We start from the raw sequence: 20897 nt of genomic DNA, 5'->3' as shown, positions 1-20897 counted from the left end.
GAAGACGCCACGCTATCGCTCCTCGCGCGGCAGGTAGGACAGGCGGCCGAGAATTGCGTCGGCAAGCGAGGGCGGCAGGAGCGTCAAAAGGCGCATGCCGAACGCGAGCGGGCCGGGAAAGGCGATCTCGGCGCGACCGGCATCGAGCTTGCGCCGGATATAAGTGGCAGCCCGATCGGTGCTCCACATGAACGGCTTGTTGCCCGGAAACACGTCGCTCATGGCGGTTTTGATGAACCCAGGCAGAATCAGGGTCAAGCCCACACCATCGCGGCGCAGGATAGGACGCACCGACTCTGCATACGCCTTGATTGCTGCTTTACTGGCGCAGTAAGCGGGCGAAATCGCCATACCACGAATTGCCGCAAGCGATCCGACCAGCGCGATCTGTCCGGTCCCGCGCAGACGCATGCGATCAGCCACGGACTGCACCGCATGCAGCGCACCAAAAAAATTTATTTCGATGATGGTGCGCGTGCGCGCGAGATCTTCCCAGTCGTTCGACGTAGCCAGCGTGCTGGCGACGCCCGCGTTCGCGATCAGCAGATCGATGGGGTGCGCCGCATCGAAACCCCTGAGCCACGCCTGCATTGCCTCGACGTCGCGGACATCTAAAACGCCGACGACCGCGCACGCACCCGCTGCGCGGCATCGCTGCGCGCATTCGTCTAGCCGCGCGCCATCCCGGCCGATGAGACCGAGCGTCGTGCCTCGCGCGGCGTACCCCCGCGCAAGCGCCTCACCCAACCCCGAACTCGCGCCGGTCACCGCAATAACGCGTGCAGGCATGCTAGCCATCGCCTGCTTCCTCCAGACGCTTGACAGCGCCCTCAATGGCCATTGCAATGCCGTCGCGCGTGTAGAGGTCACCGTTGATTTGCGTGTGAAACAGCACATAGTTGAGGAACGCATAATAAAGGTTCATGTCCGGCAAACTGGCACCGAACCAGAAGTCGTCAAGCTCGCCCTGCCATGTCAAGCCGGGCATGTCGTACACCGCAGTTCCGAGTGCAATCAAGGGTTTCCGGTGATGCAACGCCGACAGTCCTACCGTACTGTTGACGACAATGACACCCCGCGTATGCTCGAGCAGCGTCGGCAAATGGCCAGCTTCGAGGTAGACGATACGCTTCGTTATGCAAAGCGATTTTGCTAATTCCATAGCGAAACGCCTGTATTCTATGATGCCGGTGTCAAGTGGGTGATTCTTGATGACAAGCATGGCATTCGACGGCACATGCTGCGCGAACGAGCGCATGACACGTTCGATAAATTCACGCACACCGCTGAATGGTGAATGAACGATGATCTGTGAGTCCGAATTTAATTGCAATGGAAGCAGGTAATAAATGCGCGCCGAGTTAATCAGCATTGCAGTCGCCTTTGCCGCCTCATCGCGGTGCAGCCCCTGCTTTGCGAGGCGCGATGCGAGCCCCGCATATTCCCTGAATCCGTTGAACGGACGATGGCTTTCATACTCTGGAAAGCGTATCGAATAGATCAGGTTAGCCATCCGGTAGCGGATGTCGTGCCATGCGCGTTCGTAGAGGTTGTATCCCGTCGGGCGAGCTTCCGCAATCCCGGGCACACGATTCTCCAAGTACCACGTAGGGTCACGCGGCAAGCGCGATCGACCATTGACGCCGTACTGTTCGAGCGTAAGCCAGTGGGGGCGCACATAGCCTTCTTCGAAAACATGCACGCGCACGCCGAGCCGTTCGGCAATTGGATGAATCGGACGATGAATGGCACGGCAATCGCCGAACAGGAATATGTCGGATGCCGCACCGGCATTTAACGTACGCTCGTACCACGCCGGCAAATCCGCAGCCCGTTCCGCATAATTCAAGACGGGTACTCCGTGCGAGTAAATCAGGTCACCGCCGCAGAAATTGACCTTTTGCACCGAATGCCCCCTCTCGATTAAAGCCGCCGACAAGCGGGCGAAGAAAGGCGAAGCAGTGCCTTGCAGAGCAAGAAAGGATCTCGGCATCAGAAATAGATTTAGAGATTTGCGAAATGAATCAGCCAGGCGAACGACGGATGAGTTTTGATGTATCGGAATTTGGCCGTCGATGGTACACCGCGAACAACGACCCGCTCCATTCTCTCCAGTTATTTTTGTAAGTTCGTTGCAACAACGCAAAAAACAATCCGTAATGGTTTTTCCACATTCATCCTCGAAGATAGGTTCATCAGGATTCCTGTAGACATGCATGAGCGTCTTTTATGCGCCTCAACCAGACGTGCAAGTGTGACGACATACCCGTTATGCACTAACCCATCAGATAATTTATGCAAGATCACCTAAGAAACAATGTGTCGATGATGCGTACAAGGTTGATAAGTTTGGATACATGTCTCCACAACATTTTCATATGCCCACGAATCTGAATCGGGTCGATTGGGACCGACATCTCGGCATTTTCACCACACCGGAGGCAGTCGTTCGTCGGCTCGCAGTTCAGGCTTCGCGTCCGCTTCTCAAGCACCCCAGACATCGGCGGACGGCGCTGAAAATGATCCGATGGTCCGGCAACGCAATTCGACATCTGCTCTGGCGCGTACAACATGCGCCGCGCAGTTCGCATAACCCACATCCTTGTCGAGCGAGGAAAAAATAGCGCATGAATATCGTTCCGGTCATTCTTTGCGGCGGCAACGGCACGCGTTTGTGGCCCATGTCCCGTGGCGGTTATCCGAAGCAGTACCTCAAGCTGACGAGCGATCTCTCGCTCGCTCAGCAGACGGCCAGGCGAGTGCATGGCGTCGAAGGCATTGCGCCGCCGATCGTTGTCACCAACAACGAACAGCGCTTTCTGGTGGCCGATCAATTGCGTCGGATTGGTGTGCAGCCGTCGGCCATCGTCCTCGAACCGGTCGGGCGTAATACCGCGCCAGCGATTGCTGTTGCGGCGCAGTTCGCGATCCGCGAGGCAGGAGATGCTCTGCTGCTCGTGCTTCCTTCCGATCACGTTATTCAGAACGAGAGCGCCTTTGTCCAGGCTGTGCAGATGGCCCGCGCGATTGCGTGCGATGATCGCCTGGTAACGTTCGGCATCGAACCGACCAGCCCGCACACCGGTTATGGCTATATATTTGCTGGCGCCAGGCTCGCTGAGCAATCATCCGCGCACACAGTGGAAGCCTTCGTGGAGAAGCCCGATTTACAGACTGCAGAGCGCTTTCTTTCGGAGGGTGGCTATTACTGGAACAGCGGCATGTTCATGCTCAGGGCATCCTCCTATCTGAGCGAGTTGTGCCGCCATGCGCCGGACATCGCCCAGGCGTCATCGCTTTCACTCGAGCGCGCCACGCAGGACAATGATTTCATTCGCCTCGATGCCGATGCGTTCACGCGTTGCCCCAACGTGTCCATCGATTACGCGGTGATGGAAAAGACGGATCGTGCGGCAGTCGTCGCGACGGTGGACCTTGGCTGGAATGATGTCGGTTCGTGGTCCTCGCTCGCAGAGATCGCTCAAAAGGATGACAACGGCAACGCGCTGATCGGTGACGTACTCGCCGACGGTATATCTGATTCGTACGTGCGCGCCGAGCATCGCATGGTAGCGGCAATTGGCCTCGACCATGTGGTGATCATCGAAACTGCGGACGCGGTGCTAGTCGCACATCGTGACAAAGCGGAGAACGTCAAGCAGATGGTCGAACGCCTGAACGCTTCGGGTCGTCAAGAGTCGGTCTCGCATCGATGCGTCGTACGTCCGTGGGGCTCTTATGAAAGCATTGATCGGGGCGAGCGCTTCCAGGTCAAACGCATTGTCGTGAATCCCGGCGCACAATTAAGCTTGCAAATGCATCATCATCGCGCAGAGCACTGGATCGTGGTGAAAGGCACGGCGGCTGTCACCAACGGCAACGCGGAAATTATCCTGACCGAGAACCAATCGACGTATATTCCGCTCGGCGTCACGCATCGCCTTCGCAATCCGGGCCGCATTCCGCTGGAACTCATAGAAGTCCAATCCGGCGCCTACCTCGGCGAAGACGACATCGTTCGCGTCGAAGATACATACGGTCGCGCGTGAACTGAACCCTCAGGTTTGTCCGCTTTGGGAATCCTGTTTTCCGATTCGGAACGGGAGTGGGCGATGAAACGTAACCGGTAATCGACAGGCCGGATCGTGGCGGCGTCCAGGCAAACCGGGTCGGGGACGCGGCCGGGGCGCCAGTCGGATAAAATGATCGCCCGACGCTATACCAGCTTTGCTGGCAGAGTTGCTTCGATAACGATCAGCCTTCGTGAACACCATCGCCACTCAACCCAGGCCCATTTCCCGGCCGGTTTCCTCATTGCGCATCGCCCTCGTTTGCAATACCGCCTGGGCAATCTACACCTACCGCCAGGGGCTGCTCCGCGCACTCACGGCTGCGGGCGCGCAAATCACCATCATCGCACCGCGCGACCGCACCTTCGAACCGCTTGCCGCAATGGGCTGCCGTTGCGTCGAACTGCCCGTCGCCTCGAAAGGCACGAATCCCGTAGCCGATCTTGGCACGCTGCGCGCACTCTACCGCCACTATCGCGCGCTCAAACCCGATGTCGTTTTCCACTACACGATCAAGCCCAATATCTATGGATCGGTTGCCGCATGGCTCGCGCATGTACCGTCGGTCGCGGTAACGACAGGACTCGGCTACGTATTCATCCAGAAGAGCCGCGCTGCACAGGTAGCGAAATTGCTCTATCGTTTCGCGTTCCGCTTCCCGCGTGAGGTCTGGTTCCTCAATCGCGACGACGAGGCCGCGTTCAAAGATCAGAATCTGCTCGTTCACCCGGAGCGTGCGCGATTGCTGCATGGCGAAGGCGTGGATCTCGAAGAGTACGCATTCACGCCGCTGCCCGAGCGCGACATCTTCGCGTTCGTGCTGATAGGCCGGCTGCTGTGGGACAAAGGCGTCGGCGAATACGTCGAAGCCGCCCGCGCCTTGCGCGCGCGCTATCCGCATGCGCGTTTTCGCTTGCTCGGACCGGTCGGCGTCGACAACCCGAGCGCGATCTCGCGCGAAGACGTGGCGGCGTGGGAGCGCGAAGGCGTGATCGAGTACCTGGGCGAAACCGCCGACGTGCGCCCGTTCATCGCCGACGCGGACTGTGTCGTGCTGCCGTCCTACCGCGAAGGCGTGCCGCGCACGCTGATGGAAGCCAGCGCGATGGGCCGCCCGATTGTCGCGACGGACGTGCCCGGCTGCCGCGAAGTGGTCGAAGACGGCGTCAATGGGCTGCTCTGCGAGGCGCGCAACGCCGCATCCCTCACCACCCGGCTTGCGGACATACTGGAAACAAATCGCACCGGGCGAGAAAAAATGTCCGATCTGGGCCGAAAAAAAATCGAAAAAGAATTCGATGAGCGAGGTGTGGTACAACGATATCGCGAACTCATTCACCAGATTACCGGCGTGACGTTCTAAACGAGCGCATTCATTCAATCAACGGGAACACGGCATGACACGGACGAACTCCAGGGGCACGATCCTCGTCACGGGCGGTGCGGGCTATATCGGCTCGCACACGTGTCTGGAGCTGCTTGACGGCGGCTACGATGTAATCGCGCTCGACAACCTCGTAAACAGCCATCGCGGGTCGCTCGCACGCGTCATGCAGATCACCGGCAAGGCGCTCACGTTCTACGAAGCCGACGTGCGCGACGAAGCCGCACTCGCACGCATTTTCAAAGCACATGCAATCACTGGTGTAATCCACTTCGCAGCGCTCAAGGCCGTTGGCGAATCTGTCGCCAGGCCGATCGAGTACTACCGCAACAATATCGACGGGCTGCTCGTCGTGCTCGACGTGATGCGCAAGCACGACGTGAAGCAGTTCGTGTTCAGTTCCTCGGCAACGGTGTATGGCGTGCCCGAACGCTCACCGATCGACGAGTCGTTCCCGCTCTCCGCAACGAATCCGTATGGCCAGTCCAAGCTGATCGCCGAGCAGATGCTGCGCGACATCGAGGTTTCCGACCCGTCGTGGCGCATCGCGGTGCTGCGCTATTTCAATCCGGTTGGCGCGCACGAAAGCGGGCTGATCGGCGAGGATCCCGCGGGCATTCCTAACAACCTGATGCCGTATGTCGCGCAGGTTGCCGTCGGCAAGCTGGAGAAACTGCGTGTATTCGGCGACGATTACCCCACACCCGACGGCACCGGCGTGCGCGACTATATCCACGTCGTGGATCTCGCACGCGGACACCTTGCTGCACTGGACGCGCTGCATGGGCGCGATTCGGGATTTGTCGTGAATCTCGGCACGGGGCGCGGATATAGCGTCCTCGAGGTCGTGAAGGCTTTCGAGCAAGCGTCGGGCCAGCGTGTGCCCTACGAGATTGTTGCGCGGCGGCCCGGCGATATCGCCGAATGCTATGCCAACCCCGCGAACGCCGAAAAGCTGCTCGGCTGGCGCGCGCAGTTCGGCATCGAGCGCATGTGCCAGGATCACTGGCGGTGGCAGGAAGCCAATCCAAAGGGTTTCCGGTAAGCAAGCTCGCACAACAACCTCGCACAACCGGTGTCCCCGCACGGTGCGTTACAGCAGCGTTTCGACGGCCTTGAGCGCCGCGCCCACGACCTGGTCCATGTTGTAGTAGCGGTATTGAGCCAGCCTGCCAACAAAGGTGACGTTGGGGGTTGCTTCAGCGAGTTCGTTGTATCGTTGAAAGAGCGCCTCGTTTTCCGGACGTGGAATCGGATAATAGGGTTCGCCGTCGGACCGTGGATATTCCTTGACGATCGATGTCCCCGGGTGCTTCTGGCCCGTGAGATGTTTAAATTCAGTAATCCTCGTGTATTCGTGATCGTTTGGATAGTTCACGGTTCCGCTCGATTGAAAATGCTCCACACCGCTCAAATGTATGTGCTGGAATGAGAGACTGCGGTAAGGAAGCTTGCCGAAGCGGTAGTCAAAGTACGCATCGATCGGGCCGGTATAAACAACGCGGTCATATTCGATGATCGACCTCAACAGAAGAAAATCGGTGGACAGGCGCACTTCGATGTTCGGATGATCGAGCATCCTTCCGAACATGGTTGTGTATCCCTGCGCCGGCATGAACTGGAACGCGTCGGTAAAGTAACGGTCGTCATCATTCGTTCGCGTCGGAATTCGCGCGGCCACGCCGGCGGACAACTCCGATAGATCCAGTCCCCATTGCTTTAACGTGTAGCCGCGAAAAAATCGCTCGCACAAGTCTCGACCGACACTGCTCAGCACGACGTCCTCGCTGGTGGTGAGCCGCTCCCGTGCCTCGCGTACCGACGCAAGGTAATCGGCTGTTTCCTGTTCGTTCAGATCGAGGTTGTATAGCGTGTTGATGGTCGTGCGATTGATGGGAATCGGATAGAGATTGCCGTCGATATGAGCCTGAACCCGATGCTCGTAGAAGCGCCAGTCGGTAAACCGCGACAGATACTCGAATATCCGCCTGCTGCCCGTATGAAAGATATGCGGTCCATACGGGTGGATCAGCACGCCATGTTCGTCCGTACGGTCGAAGGCATTCCCGCCTATATGATCGCGCCTGTCGATCACAAGGACGCGCTGCCCACCCGTCGCCAGGCGTTCTGCACAAACGGCGCCGGCGAAACCCGCGCCCACGATAACGAAGTCATATTTCATCTCGCGGCATCCTTGCAGATTGAACTGGAATAGCGCGTTCCGCGTGGAGCGGCGAACCCTGTGTGATCCTGACCGGCCAGGCATGCCGCGTATGAAAATGGGGTGCGCAGCCGCAGTACATGCTGTGGGAACGAACCCTCCCCGCCCGGCGCCACAGGGTTCACTGCAGTCGAAATTGTCGAGCCTTTCGCTGAACAACTATGTTCGTTCTCGCACATCGTCTTGCGCAAGCGGGGGATAGATTCGGATCAACCGATCCTGCGTTCCCGGCAACTGGCCGCCTACTTTGGCAACCTGATTTGGCAACCTGATTGATCGGTCTGTTGCCAAAACGATTACGACAAAATGCACAAGTATCTGATCATCCTGCGATGCGGCGACAAGTCATTGCATAGCCAATGGTTTGAGCACGGCGATTCCCCGGATTTCGATCTGGTTCTCAGCTATTTTGGAAGCGCCGAGGATTACCGGGATAAATTTGCTACGGCGATACACCGGTACAAGGGCTCGAAGTGGGAGGGCCTGAATGATTTCCTGGCAAACAATAGCGAACTTGTTTCGCAATACCGTTATGTGTGGTTGCCGGATGACGATATCTTGACGGACGTATCGACGATCAACGCGTTCTTTGCGTACGTCGACCGGGAGAACTTCGCGCTTGCTCAACCCGCTCTGGACGAGCGAAGCTTTTTTTCGCATCCGGTTACCTTGCAAAATAAATCGTTCAGCTTCCGTGAGACCAATTTCGTCGAAGTCATGGTGCCGTGTTTTTCGGCGGCGGCGCTACGGACGGTAAAGGATGGCTTCGAGCACACGAAGTCTGGATGGGGCCTTGATTATTTATGGCCCAATCAGTTGGCCGGTTTGGGGCGGGTTGGCATAGTCGACCGATTTGCCGTGTTTCATACGCGCCCGATCGGATCAGCGGGACATGGCTTGGGCGCCGCCGCAACGGCACCCGCAGCCGTCACGCCCGTGACCGAACTGCATCGGACGCTCGGTGCATTCGGGCTGAAGATATCGGTAAAGGTGCGGCGCGCCAGAATGCGCGATGATAAAAAGACGCTGGAAAGCGGTCTATTAGGCAATCCGCTGCTTTACCTCTACGGCGCAAAGGGCAGCTTGTCGGTGCGGCGCGAAAACTTCCGTGGCCACGCGCGAATCCTGAAGGAATATATCCCGTGGATTCATCTGGCACATCGCCACGAACGCGCATAGAAGCCTGGACGTAACCTTCGCTGCCCCACCAACACCGTGAGCGGTGCGGCTGGCTCATCAGCCGCACCTCCACGGATCATTGGCCTACAGCGCGTACCGGCCTTCCGACGTCGTGCCCCCACGCTCAGGCCGTGTCGTCGCCGACCGGCTGTTGCCGGTCAACATCTGGTCGAGAGTGCGCGCGAGCGGCTCGACATAGGGTTCCAGCACCATGTCATAGTGACCGGAACCGAATCTGGTCACGTTGAGGCCGTGCCGCGCGATGTGTTGCCATAGCGGCATGGGGCTCGCTCTGTCGATGATCGGGTGAGCCGCGCGAACATAGTGGATCGGTCCGGCGTCATACGCTTTCGGCCGGTATGTCGCCATCGCGACGCGCATCGCCTCGCGCATGCGCTGCACGGCGGGCGGCAAGCTCAAGACCTCGGGCGTCGGGTTGCGAGCCATATGCCCCAGGCGCAGCCTGATCTTGTCGACCGCGCCGGACAGCTTGCGCGAGATGAACTGCGCGCGCTCGACGGGAGGAACATCGCACCACGCTTTCCATTGGCGCCGCATATAGACCGACTGGTAACGCAGCCAGTCCGGAAACGGGAGGCACCGCTCGTGCACGTAGGTGTCGAGGATGCAGAGCAGTTCGATTTGCTCGCCCGCACGATGCAGTTGCTGCGCCATCTCGAGCGCCACGAGTCCGCCAAACGAAAATCCGATGATGGCGTACGGACCGTGCGTCTGCACACGGCGGATTTCGTCGACATAATGCGACGCCATGTCGACCACGCTGCTCTGCGGCGCCTCACGGCCGTCGAGTCCACGCGCGTGCAATCCATACAGCGGACGTTCGCTTCGCAGCTCGTTGATCACCTTCAGGCATTCCATCACCGAGCCAGCCATGCTGTGGACCCAGTACACCGGAGAACCCACGCCGGCTCGAATCGGCACGACGATGTCGTTCGACCGATCCGGCGCACGGTCGCTTTCGCGGATCGTTGCGGCGAAGCGCGCGATGGTCGGCGCGGCAATGAGCGTTGCAAGCGAGATCGAGCACGGGGTCGCGTCCTGCACCTGCGCGATCATGGCGGCGGCCATCAGCGAATCGCCGCCGATGTCGAAGAAATTGTCGTCGCGGCCAATTGGCCCGAAGTCGAACAGATGTTCCCATACCGCCTGCAGGTACCGCTCAAACTGCTCCAGCGTTTCACCCACTGGCGGAAGTTCGCGCTTCGTCACGTTGAAGGCCGGATGTCGACGGATCGCATCGAGGCATTCCGGATTGCGCAGTGCGGCCGTGTTGCCGACGGGCAGCCCGTTCACCGCATTGCGTACGGCAGCCTCGGAGGGTTTGCCGCTATGCGTGACGGGCAATGCGTCGACCTGCAGGACGACATCGGGCACATGCGCAGGCGAGGCGCGTCTGCCGAGTTGCCGGCGAATATCGGCGATCAGCGTGCTGTTCAGGGTGATGCCCCGCTCCAGTACCACCAGCAGGACGACGCGTTTATCGAAGGCATCGTCCGTGTCGGCCTGAATCGACATCGCCGGCATCGCGCATGACGCTGCCGCCGTCCGCCGGGGCGCAACGCGCTGCTCGACCACCATGGATTCGAGGATGCCCGGGATGTCGCTCAGGACGCGATAGATTTCTCCCGGGCCCACGTTGATGCCCCGTACATTGAGCACACCGTCCGAGCGGCCGTGCATGTGCGCACCGCCTTGCGAGGAAAATTCGAGCTGATCGCCGTGCGTCCACATGCCCGGATTTGCCGCGAAATACGCCGCATGAAAGCGTGAGCCGTCCGCATCGCCGAAGAAACCGAGGGGACGCGACGGGAAGGGATTCGTGCAGACGAGTTCACCCCTGCCTTGCGCGGGTCCGTTACCGTCCCACGCCTGCACGTCGAGCGCCAAAGAGCGGCACTGCGCTTCGCCGGCATGGACAGGCAGATTCGGATTGCCAAGTACGAAGCAGCCCAGAATGTCCGTGCCGCCCGAAATCGATTGCAGCTGCAACGGCTTGACGTGGTCATGCACCCAGCGGAACTGCGAGTCGAACAGAACGGCGCCGGTCGACATCATGGCGCGAAGCGCGCGCAGATCGAATTTTCGGCCCGGTTCGAGTCCCGATTCGGCGCACATCTTCAGATACGCGGGACTCGTGCCGAATACGGTTACGTGCTCTTCTGAGACGAGGCGCCACAATGTGTCGACGCCCGCAAGCGGACCATCGTAGGTGACGATCTCCACGCCGGACGCGAGCGCCGACAGTTGCCAGTTCCACATCATCCATGCACAGGACGTGTGGAAATACATCTTGTCGCCGGACACCAGGTCGCTGTGGAGGCGGTGTTCTTTCAGATGCTCGAGCAGCGCGCCGCCGGCGCCGTGCACGATGCATTTCGGCTTGCCGGTCGTGCCCGATGAAAACATGATGAACAGCGGATGATTGAACGGAAAGCGCCGCCAGGCAAAACCGCCCGCATCGGCACTGGCGGCGAGACGGCTGGATGTCCAGGTCGCCTGCGTGATGCCCTGAGGAAGCGGGCCATCATCGACGCTGACGACGGCCTCGAGCGTTACGGTCGAGGCGGCGATGGCTGCAACCTTATCGATCAGCGCAACGCCGGTGTCGAACGGCAGGGGTGCGGTATGGGCGAACAGCAGGCGCGGCGAGAGTTGTCCAAAGCGTTCGAGCAGGGCCTCCGTACCCATTTCGGGCGACGCCGTAGAGAGGATTGCACCAAGCGCCGTGACGGCGAGCGCTGTGACGACAGCATTCTCGTCGTTGCGCATCACCGCGACGACGCGATCACCGCTGCGCAGGCCGAATCGTTCCAGCGCTGCGGCGAGGCGCTCGACGCGTTCGCGCAATTCGCCGCGTGTCAGGCGCGTGCGGCTCCCGTCCGCATGGCATGCGGTAATCGCGGGCGCCGTTGCGGGCGCAACGTCGAAGCTGAGAAGGTTATCCGCGTAATTCAATTCGATGTCCGGAAAAAACACCGCCTGTTCACACGCATCGCCAACGCAGACCGGGTCGGGATCGCCCGCGTAATTCAGCGCCGGCACCCAGTCGATGAAAAACCGCCAGAAAGTCCGGTAATCCCGCACCGAAAATGCATGCAACGCGTGATAGTCCTTCAGCGCTTCTCCGGTATGTGCGCGCAGTGCCGCCGCAAACGCTGTCAACTGCGATGCAGCGATACGTTCCGCGGGCGGTACATAAACTGGACCGTCGGCCGGTGCGTGGTGGTCGGTCAAGTCGTGCTGATTGGTCATTTCCGTGCTCCCTTCCCGAACAATCCGGACAATCCTTGCCCCGCGACGTCTGGCTGGATATCCGGCTACCTCGCGTACGCAACGCGGTGCTCACACAAGCAGCGCCTCTGTTGGATCAGGCGTGTATAGACTTCTGACCTTAAGATCAGAAGTGCGCGCGATCTGTTCGCCAGCCAACCGTTCGCCCGGACCGTTCATTCAGGCCGCCTATCCAGGCCAATCACGCAGGCCACTCAGGCAGGCCCACCAGGCAGGCTAACTACGCAGACCCGTCTCCGATGCGAAGGGAAGGCTCGACGGCCGGTCCACGGTGGCGCAGCTTGCGGCACTCGTAGTAGACAAGCCCGGTCACGAGCGTTTCGGTCAACACCACTGCGATGGCTGTTCCGAGCGCCCCGAGCCACGTAACCAGCCATATCAGCTGGATCGCGTGAAACCCCGCGCCAATCGCGTAGATGCGCTTGAGAGAGCGCAGTTCTCCCCGCGCGACCAGCCGCAGTTGCAGAAGGATAATGGCGAGCGCCAGGATCAACGGCAGAAAGATCAGCACTTTCAGCACGGGCAACGCCGGCAGGAAACGCGCGCCGAATAACAGCAGCACCAACCGGTCGCCGACCAGGTAGACAGTCAGAATCGCCAGCGCGTTGGCCAGCACGACAGCCGAAATCAACTTCCTGACGATTTCCTCGGCGGCAGCGGTGTCGCCTTGCGCATAGAGTTTGCAGACACGCGGAAACAAGGTCTGGACGAGCGGCCACAGCAACTGTCGTATCGGGCTCGTCAGCTTGTCCGCCGTCACGTAGTAACCCACCTGGACATTGCCGCCGATGAATCGCAGCACCACGGTATTGGCATACGTGTAGAGAAACGTCAGGGCCGATCCGGAAAAAATCTGGAACGCGTCCGCCGACTGCTCCCTGAGATCGGCCCACGTGACGCGCTGCCAGGACGTCACCATGCCGTTCACATGCGCCGCACCCGTCAGCCAGAGGCCGGACAGCATGAGCGGCAGGAAGATCGTCGCTGCGGCGATCAGATAGTCCTGCGGAGATCTGACGAAGAGGAAAAACGGCACAAGGCACGCGACGCGCGAGAGCAGGCTGACCAGCGCCATTTGGGGCATTCTTTCGAGGCCCTGATAGAGCCATAGCGGGTTGAGCACGGCGCCCGCCACGGACAGCAAGCCGATCGCGATCACCCACCGGTCCGGGTACAGGGAGGGAACGCCCAGCAGCATCACGACGACCACCAGGATGCTCAGCGCCGCAAGCCCGCCTTTCGCTATCGTGATGGTCCAGTAGAGACGGGCCAGTTCAACCGGGTTGTCGCGATTGATCGAGACTTTTCTGGCCGCGGTCAAATCGAATCCGAAGTCCGTCATCATGATGAAGAACTGGATGAACGCCTGCGCGAAACCGAGCTGGCCAAATTTTTCAGGCCCGAGCGTGCGGGATAGCCACGGCAGCGCCAGCAAGGGCACGAGGAAGTTGCACCCCTGTATCGCATACAGCGCAATTGCGTCTTTTCTTGCCGACAAGGGAACCTCGTGACGAACGAAGGACTGATCGCTGGCTGTACAGCCTCGGCGCGTGCGTCGCGCGCTGTCCCGAATACAAACCGGTACCGCATTGGAACAAACCTGCCGGGGGCGCTCCGTTCGGATCCCCACACTCCCCCTCGCGTTGCTCCGCTACAGGTGTCGTCTCGTCCCGCTCTGTCCCGCTCTCGTCCTGCCACCCGTGCTGCGCCTCGCTCCACGATCCGCATTCATCCCGCGCCGTACGGGTTCGCCCCGCTGATGCGGGCTACGCCACATACCAGAGGTCGTCCTGCGTGATAGAAAAGCCAGGACGTCCTTTTTCGCCGCTTGCCACCGGACGGGTATTCGCTTTGCGACCGGCAGGCCGCAGTCGACAACGCGCGCGACGGCATATTCGTGCTGCTACAGGAGCTAAAGTCATGAAGTCGGTATCCGTCGCAATGGCCACGTACAACGGTGCCGTTTATCTGCAGGCGCAACTCGATAGTCTGGCAAAACAGCAGCGCTTGCCCGCGGAGCTGGTTGTCACGGATGACGGGTCGACCGACGACACATTGGTTATCCTTGCCGAATTCGCCCGCACCGCCCCCTTTCCCGTGCGCGTTCACACCAATGTGCAGCGCCTTGGCTATCGAGCCAATTTCATGCGCGCGGCCGATCTGTGCCAGTCGGAAGTCATCGCGTTCTGCGATCAGGATGACGTGTGGTCGAGCGACAAACTCCGGCGTTGCGCAGACGCGCTCGAATCCACTGACGCGCTCATGGTGTGCCATAACGCGATCGTCACGGACAGCGTCCTGAATCCCATCGATACCCTGGCGAGGGACGCGCTCGCGAGGCCTTACAACCCGCCGCTCAGCATCGACCCGATGCGGCATGCCCTGGGGTTCACGTTGGTCTTCGACCGGCAGTTCGTCCAGTTTTCCACCCTGTGGGACCGTTCTGTCGATCTCAACGATTTCCGCTGCCAGGAAGGTCACGACCAGTGGTACTTCTTTCTCGGCAGTGTGTTCGGCCCGGTCGTCTACATCGAGTCGCCGCTCGCCCATTACCGCCGACATGCCGCCACCGCGACATCGACCCGGTGGGCCGGTGCGTCCCAGGTATCGCAGGCGGTACATTTTCTCTTCGAGTGTCTGCCGCGCTGGGAAATGCATGCGCTCGCCTTCGAGCGGCGAGCGGCGATTCTGGAGGACATTGCGAGCCGGCCCGCATGTTCACATGCGGCTGCCGCGCGCTCGGGTGCGGAAAAATATCGTTCGCTTGCGCGGCTCTATCGTGAGCGAGTCGAACTGTACAACAGCAACACCCTCGTCCATCGGATGAGGCTATTCGCGCGCATTATCGCCTCGGGCGGCTACCGGAGCGCAAACGTGTGGGCGAAAGGACCGAAGAGCGCCGCAAAGGATCTGCTGGCCGGCGTATTTCGCCTGAGCCACCTGATCCCGGCTGCGGCGCGGACCAGGCTGCGCGGATATTGAGTGCCCCGCAGCAGCGTCATCCGCAACCGCACGCAGCAACCGCACGCCATTACCGGGTTACCGGGGCTCCGACGACCTCACGGAGAAATTCGCTGTAGCGCTGCCTGCACACCTGCCAGCCGAACTCATCGATCACGCGCGCCTGCACGGCTCGCCCCTCCACGCGATTCGGCCATTCCTGCACGATCGACCGAACCAGGCCGGGTAATTGCTCGATCGTGTCGAACAGGAATACATTGTCGAACCGCTGCGCCGCCCAGACCATGAACGGCACCGAGCGTGCAATCAACACCGGTACCCGGCCAATGGCCTCGAAGAAAGCACCGCTCACCAGCATCGAATCCGCGACATGCGGAAGAATGATCACATCGGCGGCACAAATTCTCGCCTCGAACTCGCTGTCGCTCAAAAACCTTGCGTCGATCGTGACCGTGCCCGACATATCCCGCTTGTTCACTATCGTGCGCAATGCACGGACGTAGGCCGCATCGCCCCGCCCGGCAATCTCCAGCGTCTGCTCCTGCGGCCATACTTCAAGCAGGGCAGCGATATCCTTGTAGGGCTCGATTGTCCCGAGCAGCGCGAATGTCGGCGATGCATGCGTTCGCGCCGCCGGGGCGGCGCTCCGGCCCGGCGCATCCCAGTACAGCGGGTGAGGCAGGTAGCGCGCTTTATATCTCGCCTCGAAATCCGGTGCATGCACAACGCGATGATCCGCAAGCCGGCGTACGAGGGACATCATACGAACCGAGAGTTCCCGCACTTTTCCGCGCGCATTGTGGACTGCGTGATCGTGGACGAAATAAACGACCTTCGCCCGACCGACGACCATGAGCAGGCAATAGAAGAGGAAGATCAGTGCGCCCCGCAGCGAGAGCGACACGCGTCCGGCGCCGCTCGTGAACGCGCGCAATTCGATCCAGTGAAACATGACGACGGTGCCGGGACGAAAGAGGTCGACGAGGCCGCCCCGCAACAACCCCCTGATCGACAGCGGCTGCACATCGTAGCCAATATCGGCCAGCAACGCCTTCAGCAGTTCGATATAAGCGTTCGTCGTATTGGTGAATGGCGAAAGCAGGATACGCGGCGCATGTGCAGGCATCTTCATCCCGTCCGTTTCGTGGTGCCGCATGCAATCCGTCCTGCGCTCAAGGTCAACCTGCCCCGTCCGTGTGGCTCACACCGTCGCAACACCCGCCATGGCCAGAACGATATCGATAATGCGTGCCTGCACCTGCTCTTCGAGCATCGAGAAAATCGGCAGACACAAGACCTGTTCGGCAACGGCGTTCGCCACCGGAAGGTTCTCCCGTTTCGCGGAAGGCAGGGCGCGATAGTCGGCGAACTGGCTGATCAACGGATAGAAATATCGCCGCACAGCAATCTGCCGCGCGCGAAGTTCGTCGTACAGGGTATCCCGGCTGACCGGAAACTCCGGCGTCACGCGTACCGGAAAATAGGCATAGTTTCGGCTGTTGATCGGGTCGACCTCCAGCAATTGCAGTCCGCGCACGTTGCCCAGCGCTTCACGATATCGCTGATCGATGCGCGCACGCGCCTCCTGTGCGCGCGGCATGTGCTGCAACTGGAGCAGCCCGAATGCAGCCTGCACTTCATTCATCTTGCCGTTCAGGCCGCAGGCCGTGACTGTGACCTCGTCTTCGATGCCGAAATTCTTCAGCCGGTCGACGCGACGCTTCATTTCCGCGTCGCTAAAAACAATGGCGCCACCCTCGAACGTATGGAATATCTTGGTGCCGTGGAAGCTGAGCACGGACATATCGCCGCAATTCAGAATCGACTGGTTGTGCCGGCGCACGCCGAACGCATGAGCCGCATCGTAAATCACGCGCAAACCGTGCCTGTCCGCAATCTTCTGGATTTGTTCGACGTCGCACGGATTGCCGTACACATGGACGGGGACGATCGCGCGTGTTTCCGGTGTGATCGCGGCTTCGATCCTGGACGGATCGAGGTTCATGCTCACGGGGTCGATGTCGACAAAGACGGGCTTTATACCGTTCCAGTGAATCGCATGTGTCGTCGCGACGAACGAGAAGGGGGTGGTGATCACCTCGCCGGTGATGTCGAGCGCCTCCAGTGCGAGAATGAGCGCAATCGTGCCGTTCGAAACCAGGCTCACGTGCTGGACGCCCAGATACTCGCAAAGCGCGGCCTCCAGCTGGATATGAAACGGACCGCCGTTGGTCACCCAGCGGTTCGCCCAGATCTGCTCGAGATACGGCATGAACTCGACAAGCGGCGGGAGGTACGGCTGTGTTACGGGCACCACAGTAGCCTTCGCATCGTTCATCATGATTTTTCTCGCTGTCCTGGTTCCGTCCGGCAACGCGCATCCCACAGACGATTGAAGGCCGCCACGCAACTGCCCAATCGATACCGTGCACGCAACCGCTCGCCTCGACTTTCCACCGTTCAGAAAATCTCATATGTGCGCGGCCGCACAACAACTGCTACGCGCCCCACGATGGTCACAATTTGAGGATGCGCTGCGGGTGGCTCTTTCCAGCCAGAAGATGCGCAAAAGCAAGCAGGTTTCCCCACAGGCGCCCGCGGTAGTCGAACAGCGGGTCGCGACGCAGGCTATGAAAAAGATTCGACAGAATGTGGCGGCTGATGAACCGGAAGGCCGTTTTGCGCGCCATGGTGTTCTTCTTGACGAGAAATACCGGATTGGCAATTTGCGAGTAGCCAAGACGGATTCCCGAAATCCGCCCTCTCCGGGTGCCGAGGTGCACGCCGCGGCATGCCGGTTCATAGACAAACCGGCCAAAACGCAGTGCCTGCGACGTGTAATCCTGGTCCTCCTGCCAGCCATACAAGGGCAAGGCTTCTTCGAACCGGCATGTGCGTGCAACCCGGTCGACGAACGCCATATTGCAGCCGTAGGCCGACGTGATTTCCCTGCGTTCGGCACCCGACGCCCAATGCTCGCATGGCGCCAGTGCCCCGCTCAGATATCTGCGTGCATCGTCTTCGCAAACACCGGCCGTTTTCACGCCGTCCGCGAGAATCTGCCCCGTCATGCCGATCACGCCCGGCTCTTGCACAAAGAGTGTTTCGCAGTTCGACAACCACGCATCGTCTGGCCGGAAATCGTCGTCGAAGAAGGTGACGAACCATCGCTCATCCGCATTCAGGCGGTCCGCATCGCGCAACATGGCAGTCAGGCCGTAATTGCGCTGCGCGGTGAGCCCGGCCGTCCCCGAGAGGAGCAGGAACACCGGCAAGGCGGCGCACAACGGGTGTGCCGCGAGCCCCGCCGTGTCGGCCTGGGCTGCGCCCACCACGTAGACCGCGTCGGGGCGACGAACCTGAACGAGCAGGTAGTCGAACAATATCGCCGTCTCCGCTGCCCTTCCTCGCGTAGCAACGATCACAAAGCTTCGCATGGCGCCCCTTGGCCTGAAAGGTTCGTTCACCTCACTTCGGCAGTTGCTCGATGTTCGAACGTGAGCAGTGCCGTCGGATGTCGTTCCACTGCACGCTCGACGACGCCGAGAAATTCCTGCCGGAACCGCGCGGCAGAAAAGCGCGCAGCATGCAGCCGGCAGACTTCGTCATCGAATGGCGCACGGGCCTCGAACCGTTTGATCGTATCGACGATGGCCTCGACGCTCTGTTCGTAAAAGAACAGTCCTGTGCCAAAACGCGGATCGCCGGAGTCGATCACCGTTTCGAGCGCACCGCCCCGCCCATAGGCGATCACCGGCGTGCCGCACGCCTGCGCCTCGACGACCGAGATCCCGAAATCCTCTTCCGCGGCGAACACAAAAGCGCGTGCGCGTTGCATGTGATCGATCAGCACATTCGACGGCTGATAACCGAGCACCGATATATTCGGACCTGCCAGCTCACGCACCGTTTCGAAATCCGGACCGTCGCCGATTACGATCAGACGTCTGTCCGGCATTTTCGAAAAAGCCTCGACAAGAAGCGGAATGCGCTTGTACGGCACCATCCTCGACGCGGTCAGATAGAAATCCTCCCGCGCTCGCCCGGTCGGCGCAAATCGCTCCACGTCGACCGGCGGATAGACGACCTGTGCGCTGCGCCCGTAGATCTTGCGGATGCGGCGCCCGACAAAGGCCGAGTTGGCGACAAATTCGTCAACGCCATTGGCGGTGCGCATGTCCCAGATCCGCATGTAATGCAAAGCGGCGCGCGCAACCCAGCTCTTCGGGCCGCGCAGCTTGCGCGCCTGCGCCAGATATTGATGCTGGAGATCCCAGGCATACCGGATCGGCGAATGCACGTAACTGACATGGACCTGGTTCGGGCCGGTAATCACGCCTTTCGCAACAGCATGGCTCGAAGAAATAACAAGGTCGAAGCTCGACAGGTCGAACTGCTCGACGGCAAGCGGCATCAGCGGCAGATAAATGCGAAACGCCGTGCGCGCCCGCGGCAGATTCTGAATGAACGACGTGGTGGCGTGCTTGCCGCGAAGCACGTCGGCACGCAGTTCTTCCGGAAAGAAGTCCACAACGCTAAATAGCTCCGCGTCGGGCCACAGCTTCAGGATCTGCTCCACCACGCGCTCCGAGCCGGCATAGCTCGCGAGCCAGTCATGCACGAGCGCCACGCGGCCAAAGCGCCGCCGGCCAGCGGCTATCGCATCGATTTTGGCTAGTTCAGCCATGGCGAAATCTCTTCAAGTAGCGCGACGGCAGTGGCACGCCAGGTTAATCGGGCAGACCGCGCACGCCCTTTTCTGCGCATGCGATCGCGCAACGCCTCGTCCGATGCCACCCGATGCAGCACTTCAGCGAGTTCGTGCGGGTCGTCCGGTGAAAAATAAAGTGCGGCATCGCCACAGGCCTCGACAATCGAAGGCAGGCGCGAAGCAACGACCGGGCAGCCGAGCGCCATGGCTTCGACCGGAGGCAGTCCGAAGCCCTCGTAGCGTGACGGGAAGACGAAGCACGCGGCGTCGCGGTATAGCGCGCCCAGATCCGCGTCGCTCACGTAGCCAAGATGGCGGACGAATGAAGGCAGCGCGGCCTGGCCGCTGCCGTAGACCCTTGGATCCGTACCGCCGACCACGACGATGTCAAACGGCGCGCCCGACATCAGCCGGGCGGACTCGACGATGAGCCTGAAATTCTTGTGCTGGTTCGAACTGCCGACCGCCAGCACGTACGGGCGCGTCGCATCGCTGCAAGGATGACGCTGCGTGGCGGGCACCCGGAGCATGTGTTCGCCGCTCTCGTGAACGACGCCGATCTTGTTCGCCGGAATACCGTACGCTTCGTAGAGTTCGCTTCGCGAAAACTCCGATACGGTAACGATGCGGCGTGCAACGCGGCCAATGGTGGGCGCCATCCAGCGGTACCAGGCGGAAAACGCGCTGCTGTAGCTCTGCGGAACGCGCACGGGCGCAGCGTCGTGGAGCACCGTCACCTGGCGGCGGTACACGAGCGGCCCGGAATTGCAGAGATTCAGCAGCAGCGAACCGTTCGCGGCGAACGGCAGACTGAGCTGTTCCCAGTACGTTCCGCGTCCGCGTCCGGCCGACCTCACTGGAATGTGATGAAAGGGACTCTGTGAGCGGCCGACGTGCGCCGGCGCGACAAGCTCCACGGTCAGTGCGGTCACGATCGGATCCTGCGCGTCCAGCAGCGCGTCGATGGCCCGCACCGTCTCGAACGCGAAGCGATCCACGCCCGTCGCCGGCCGCCCGAGAAATCGGCCATTGATTACCAGTCGTCGGGTTGCCGAAGGG

General features: G+C 60.5%; 15 protein-coding genes. 5 read left to right on the top strand and 10 right to left on the bottom strand.

Annotated features, from left to right (window positions below):
* Window positions 1-12 precede the first annotated feature (12 nt).
* Window positions 13-798 carry an SDR family NAD(P)-dependent oxidoreductase gene (locus tag EPN59_RS03180; RefSeq protein ID WP_293045539.1) on the bottom strand — a complete coding sequence of 262 codons (786 nt, stop codon included), beginning with the start codon at window positions 796-798 and terminating at the stop codon, window positions 13-15.
* Window positions 791-1993: a capsular biosynthesis protein gene (locus EPN59_RS03175; protein ID WP_293036837.1), complete on the bottom strand. Its 1203-nt coding sequence runs from the start codon at window positions 1991-1993 to the stop codon at window positions 791-793. The genes EPN59_RS03180 and EPN59_RS03175 overlap by 8 nt, the downstream gene beginning before the upstream one ends.
* A 634-nt stretch (window positions 1994-2627) precedes the next feature.
* On the opposite strand from EPN59_RS03175, the gene EPN59_RS03170 reads away from it, so the two are divergent.
* From EPN59_RS03170 to galE, 3 genes are all read left to right on the top strand, one after another.
* Window positions 2628-4049 carry a mannose-1-phosphate guanylyltransferase/mannose-6-phosphate isomerase gene (locus tag EPN59_RS03170; RefSeq protein ID WP_293036817.1) on the top strand — a complete coding sequence of 474 codons (1422 nt, stop codon included), beginning with the start codon at window positions 2628-2630 and terminating at the stop codon, window positions 4047-4049.
* A 244-nt stretch (window positions 4050-4293) separates the two neighbouring features.
* On the top strand, window positions 4294-5433 hold the full coding sequence (locus EPN59_RS03165; protein WP_293036838.1) for a glycosyltransferase family 4 protein: 1140 nt from the start codon (window positions 4294-4296) through the stop codon (window positions 5431-5433).
* A 34-nt stretch (window positions 5434-5467) separates the two neighbouring features.
* Window positions 5468-6499 (top strand): UDP-glucose 4-epimerase GalE, encoded by a 1032-nt coding sequence (galE, locus tag EPN59_RS03160; RefSeq protein WP_293036819.1) that lies wholly within the window; start codon window positions 5468-5470, stop codon window positions 6497-6499.
* Between the two features lie 48 nt (window positions 6500-6547).
* Here the strand turns inward: galE and glf are convergent, their stop codons facing one another.
* A complete protein-coding gene (gene glf, locus EPN59_RS03155) occupies window positions 6548-7636 on the bottom strand; it encodes a UDP-galactopyranose mutase (protein WP_293036821.1) in 1089 nt (362 codons plus the stop codon).
* A 345-nt stretch (window positions 7637-7981) separates the two neighbouring features.
* Here glf and EPN59_RS03150 point away from each other — a divergent pair, with 345 nt between their 5' ends.
* A complete protein-coding gene (locus EPN59_RS03150; RefSeq protein WP_293036823.1) occupies window positions 7982-8854 on the top strand; it encodes a DUF707 domain-containing protein in 873 nt (290 codons plus the stop codon).
* 84 nt (window positions 8855-8938) lie between these two features.
* Here EPN59_RS03150 and EPN59_RS03145 read toward each other — a convergent pair whose 3' ends face one another.
* Both EPN59_RS03145 and EPN59_RS03140 read right to left on the bottom strand, forming a co-directional pair.
* Window positions 8939-12127, bottom strand: a complete 3189-nt coding sequence (locus tag EPN59_RS03145; RefSeq protein ID WP_293036825.1) for an acetoacetate--CoA ligase — start codon at window positions 12125-12127, stop codon at window positions 8939-8941.
* 259 nt (window positions 12128-12386) lie between these two features.
* Window positions 12387-13664 (bottom strand): oligosaccharide flippase family protein, encoded by a 1278-nt coding sequence (locus tag EPN59_RS03140; RefSeq protein ID WP_293045536.1) that lies wholly within the window; start codon window positions 13662-13664, stop codon window positions 12387-12389.
* A gap of 422 nt (window positions 13665-14086) precedes the next feature.
* Between EPN59_RS03140 and EPN59_RS03135 the strand changes: the two genes are divergently transcribed.
* Entirely contained in the window at window positions 14087-15148 is a 1062-nt protein-coding gene (locus tag EPN59_RS03135) for a glycosyltransferase (protein ID WP_293036829.1), read from the top strand.
* A 49-nt stretch (window positions 15149-15197) separates the two neighbouring features.
* On the opposite strand, the gene EPN59_RS03130 is transcribed toward EPN59_RS03135, so the two are convergent.
* The 5 genes from EPN59_RS03130 to EPN59_RS03110 form a co-directional block, all read right to left on the bottom strand.
* Window positions 15198-16283, bottom strand: a complete 1086-nt coding sequence (locus EPN59_RS03130; RefSeq protein WP_293036831.1) for a glycosyltransferase — start codon at window positions 16281-16283, stop codon at window positions 15198-15200.
* Window positions 16284-16328: 45 nt separating this feature from the next.
* Complete coding sequence (locus EPN59_RS03125; protein WP_293036833.1) at window positions 16329-17468, bottom strand: DegT/DnrJ/EryC1/StrS family aminotransferase; 1140 nt, start codon at window positions 17466-17468, stop codon at window positions 16329-16331.
* A 175-nt stretch (window positions 17469-17643) separates the two neighbouring features.
* Complete coding sequence (locus tag EPN59_RS03120) at window positions 17644-18510, bottom strand: glycosyltransferase family 2 protein (RefSeq protein ID WP_293045533.1); 867 nt, start codon at window positions 18508-18510, stop codon at window positions 17644-17646.
* An 80-nt stretch (window positions 18511-18590) separates the two neighbouring features.
* Window positions 18591-19814, bottom strand: a complete 1224-nt coding sequence (locus EPN59_RS03115) for a glycosyltransferase family 4 protein (protein WP_293034558.1) — start codon at window positions 19812-19814, stop codon at window positions 18591-18593.
* The gene (locus EPN59_RS03110) at window positions 19802-20836 is read right to left on the bottom strand and encodes a glycosyltransferase family 1 protein (protein ID WP_293034557.1); all 1035 of its coding nucleotides are present in this window, start codon (window positions 20834-20836) and stop codon (window positions 19802-19804) included. The genes EPN59_RS03115 and EPN59_RS03110 overlap by 13 nt, the downstream gene beginning before the upstream one ends.
* Window positions 20837-20897 lie beyond the last annotated feature (61 nt).

It is taken from the genome of Paraburkholderia sp., from assembly GCF_004298475.1.
Taxonomy (GTDB): domain Bacteria; phylum Pseudomonadota; class Gammaproteobacteria; order Burkholderiales; family Burkholderiaceae; genus Paraburkholderia; species Paraburkholderia denitrificans.
The sequence above is the reverse complement of the archived record's forward strand: the minus strand, read 5'-3'. Positions and strand labels throughout refer to the sequence as shown.

Bases quoted from the DNA above. Each gene is read 5' to 3' on its own strand.
- EPN59_RS03180 (WP_293045539.1), bottom strand. From the start codon at position 798: ATGGCTAGCATGCCTGCACGCGTTATTGCGGTGACCGGCGCGAGTTCG.
- EPN59_RS03175 (WP_293036837.1), bottom strand. From the start codon at position 1,993: ATGCCGAGATCCTTTCTTGCTCTGCAAGGCACTGCTTCGCCTTTCTTC.
- EPN59_RS03170 (WP_293036817.1), top strand. From the start codon at position 2,628: ATGAATATCGTTCCGGTCATTCTTTGCGGCGGCAACGGCACGCGTTTG.
- galE (WP_293036819.1), top strand. From the start codon at position 5,468: ATGACACGGACGAACTCCAGGGGCACGATCCTCGTCACGGGCGGTGCG.
- glf (WP_293036821.1), bottom strand. From the start codon at position 7,636: ATGAAATATGACTTCGTTATCGTGGGCGCGGGTTTCGCCGGCGCCGTT.
- EPN59_RS03150 (WP_293036823.1), top strand. From the start codon at position 7,982: ATGCACAAGTATCTGATCATCCTGCGATGCGGCGACAAGTCATTGCAT.
- EPN59_RS03145 (WP_293036825.1), bottom strand. From the start codon at position 12,127: ATGACCAATCAGCACGACTTGACCGACCACCACGCACCGGCCGACGGT.
- EPN59_RS03135 (WP_293036829.1), top strand. From the start codon at position 14,087: ATGAAGTCGGTATCCGTCGCAATGGCCACGTACAACGGTGCCGTTTAT.
- EPN59_RS03130 (WP_293036831.1), bottom strand. From the start codon at position 16,283: ATGCGGCACCACGAAACGGACGGGATGAAGATGCCTGCACATGCGCCG.
- EPN59_RS03125 (WP_293036833.1), bottom strand. From the start codon at position 17,468: ATGATGAACGATGCGAAGGCTACTGTGGTGCCCGTAACACAGCCGTAC.
- EPN59_RS03115 (WP_293034558.1), bottom strand. From the start codon at position 19,814: ATGGCTGAACTAGCCAAAATCGATGCGATAGCCGCTGGCCGGCGGCGC.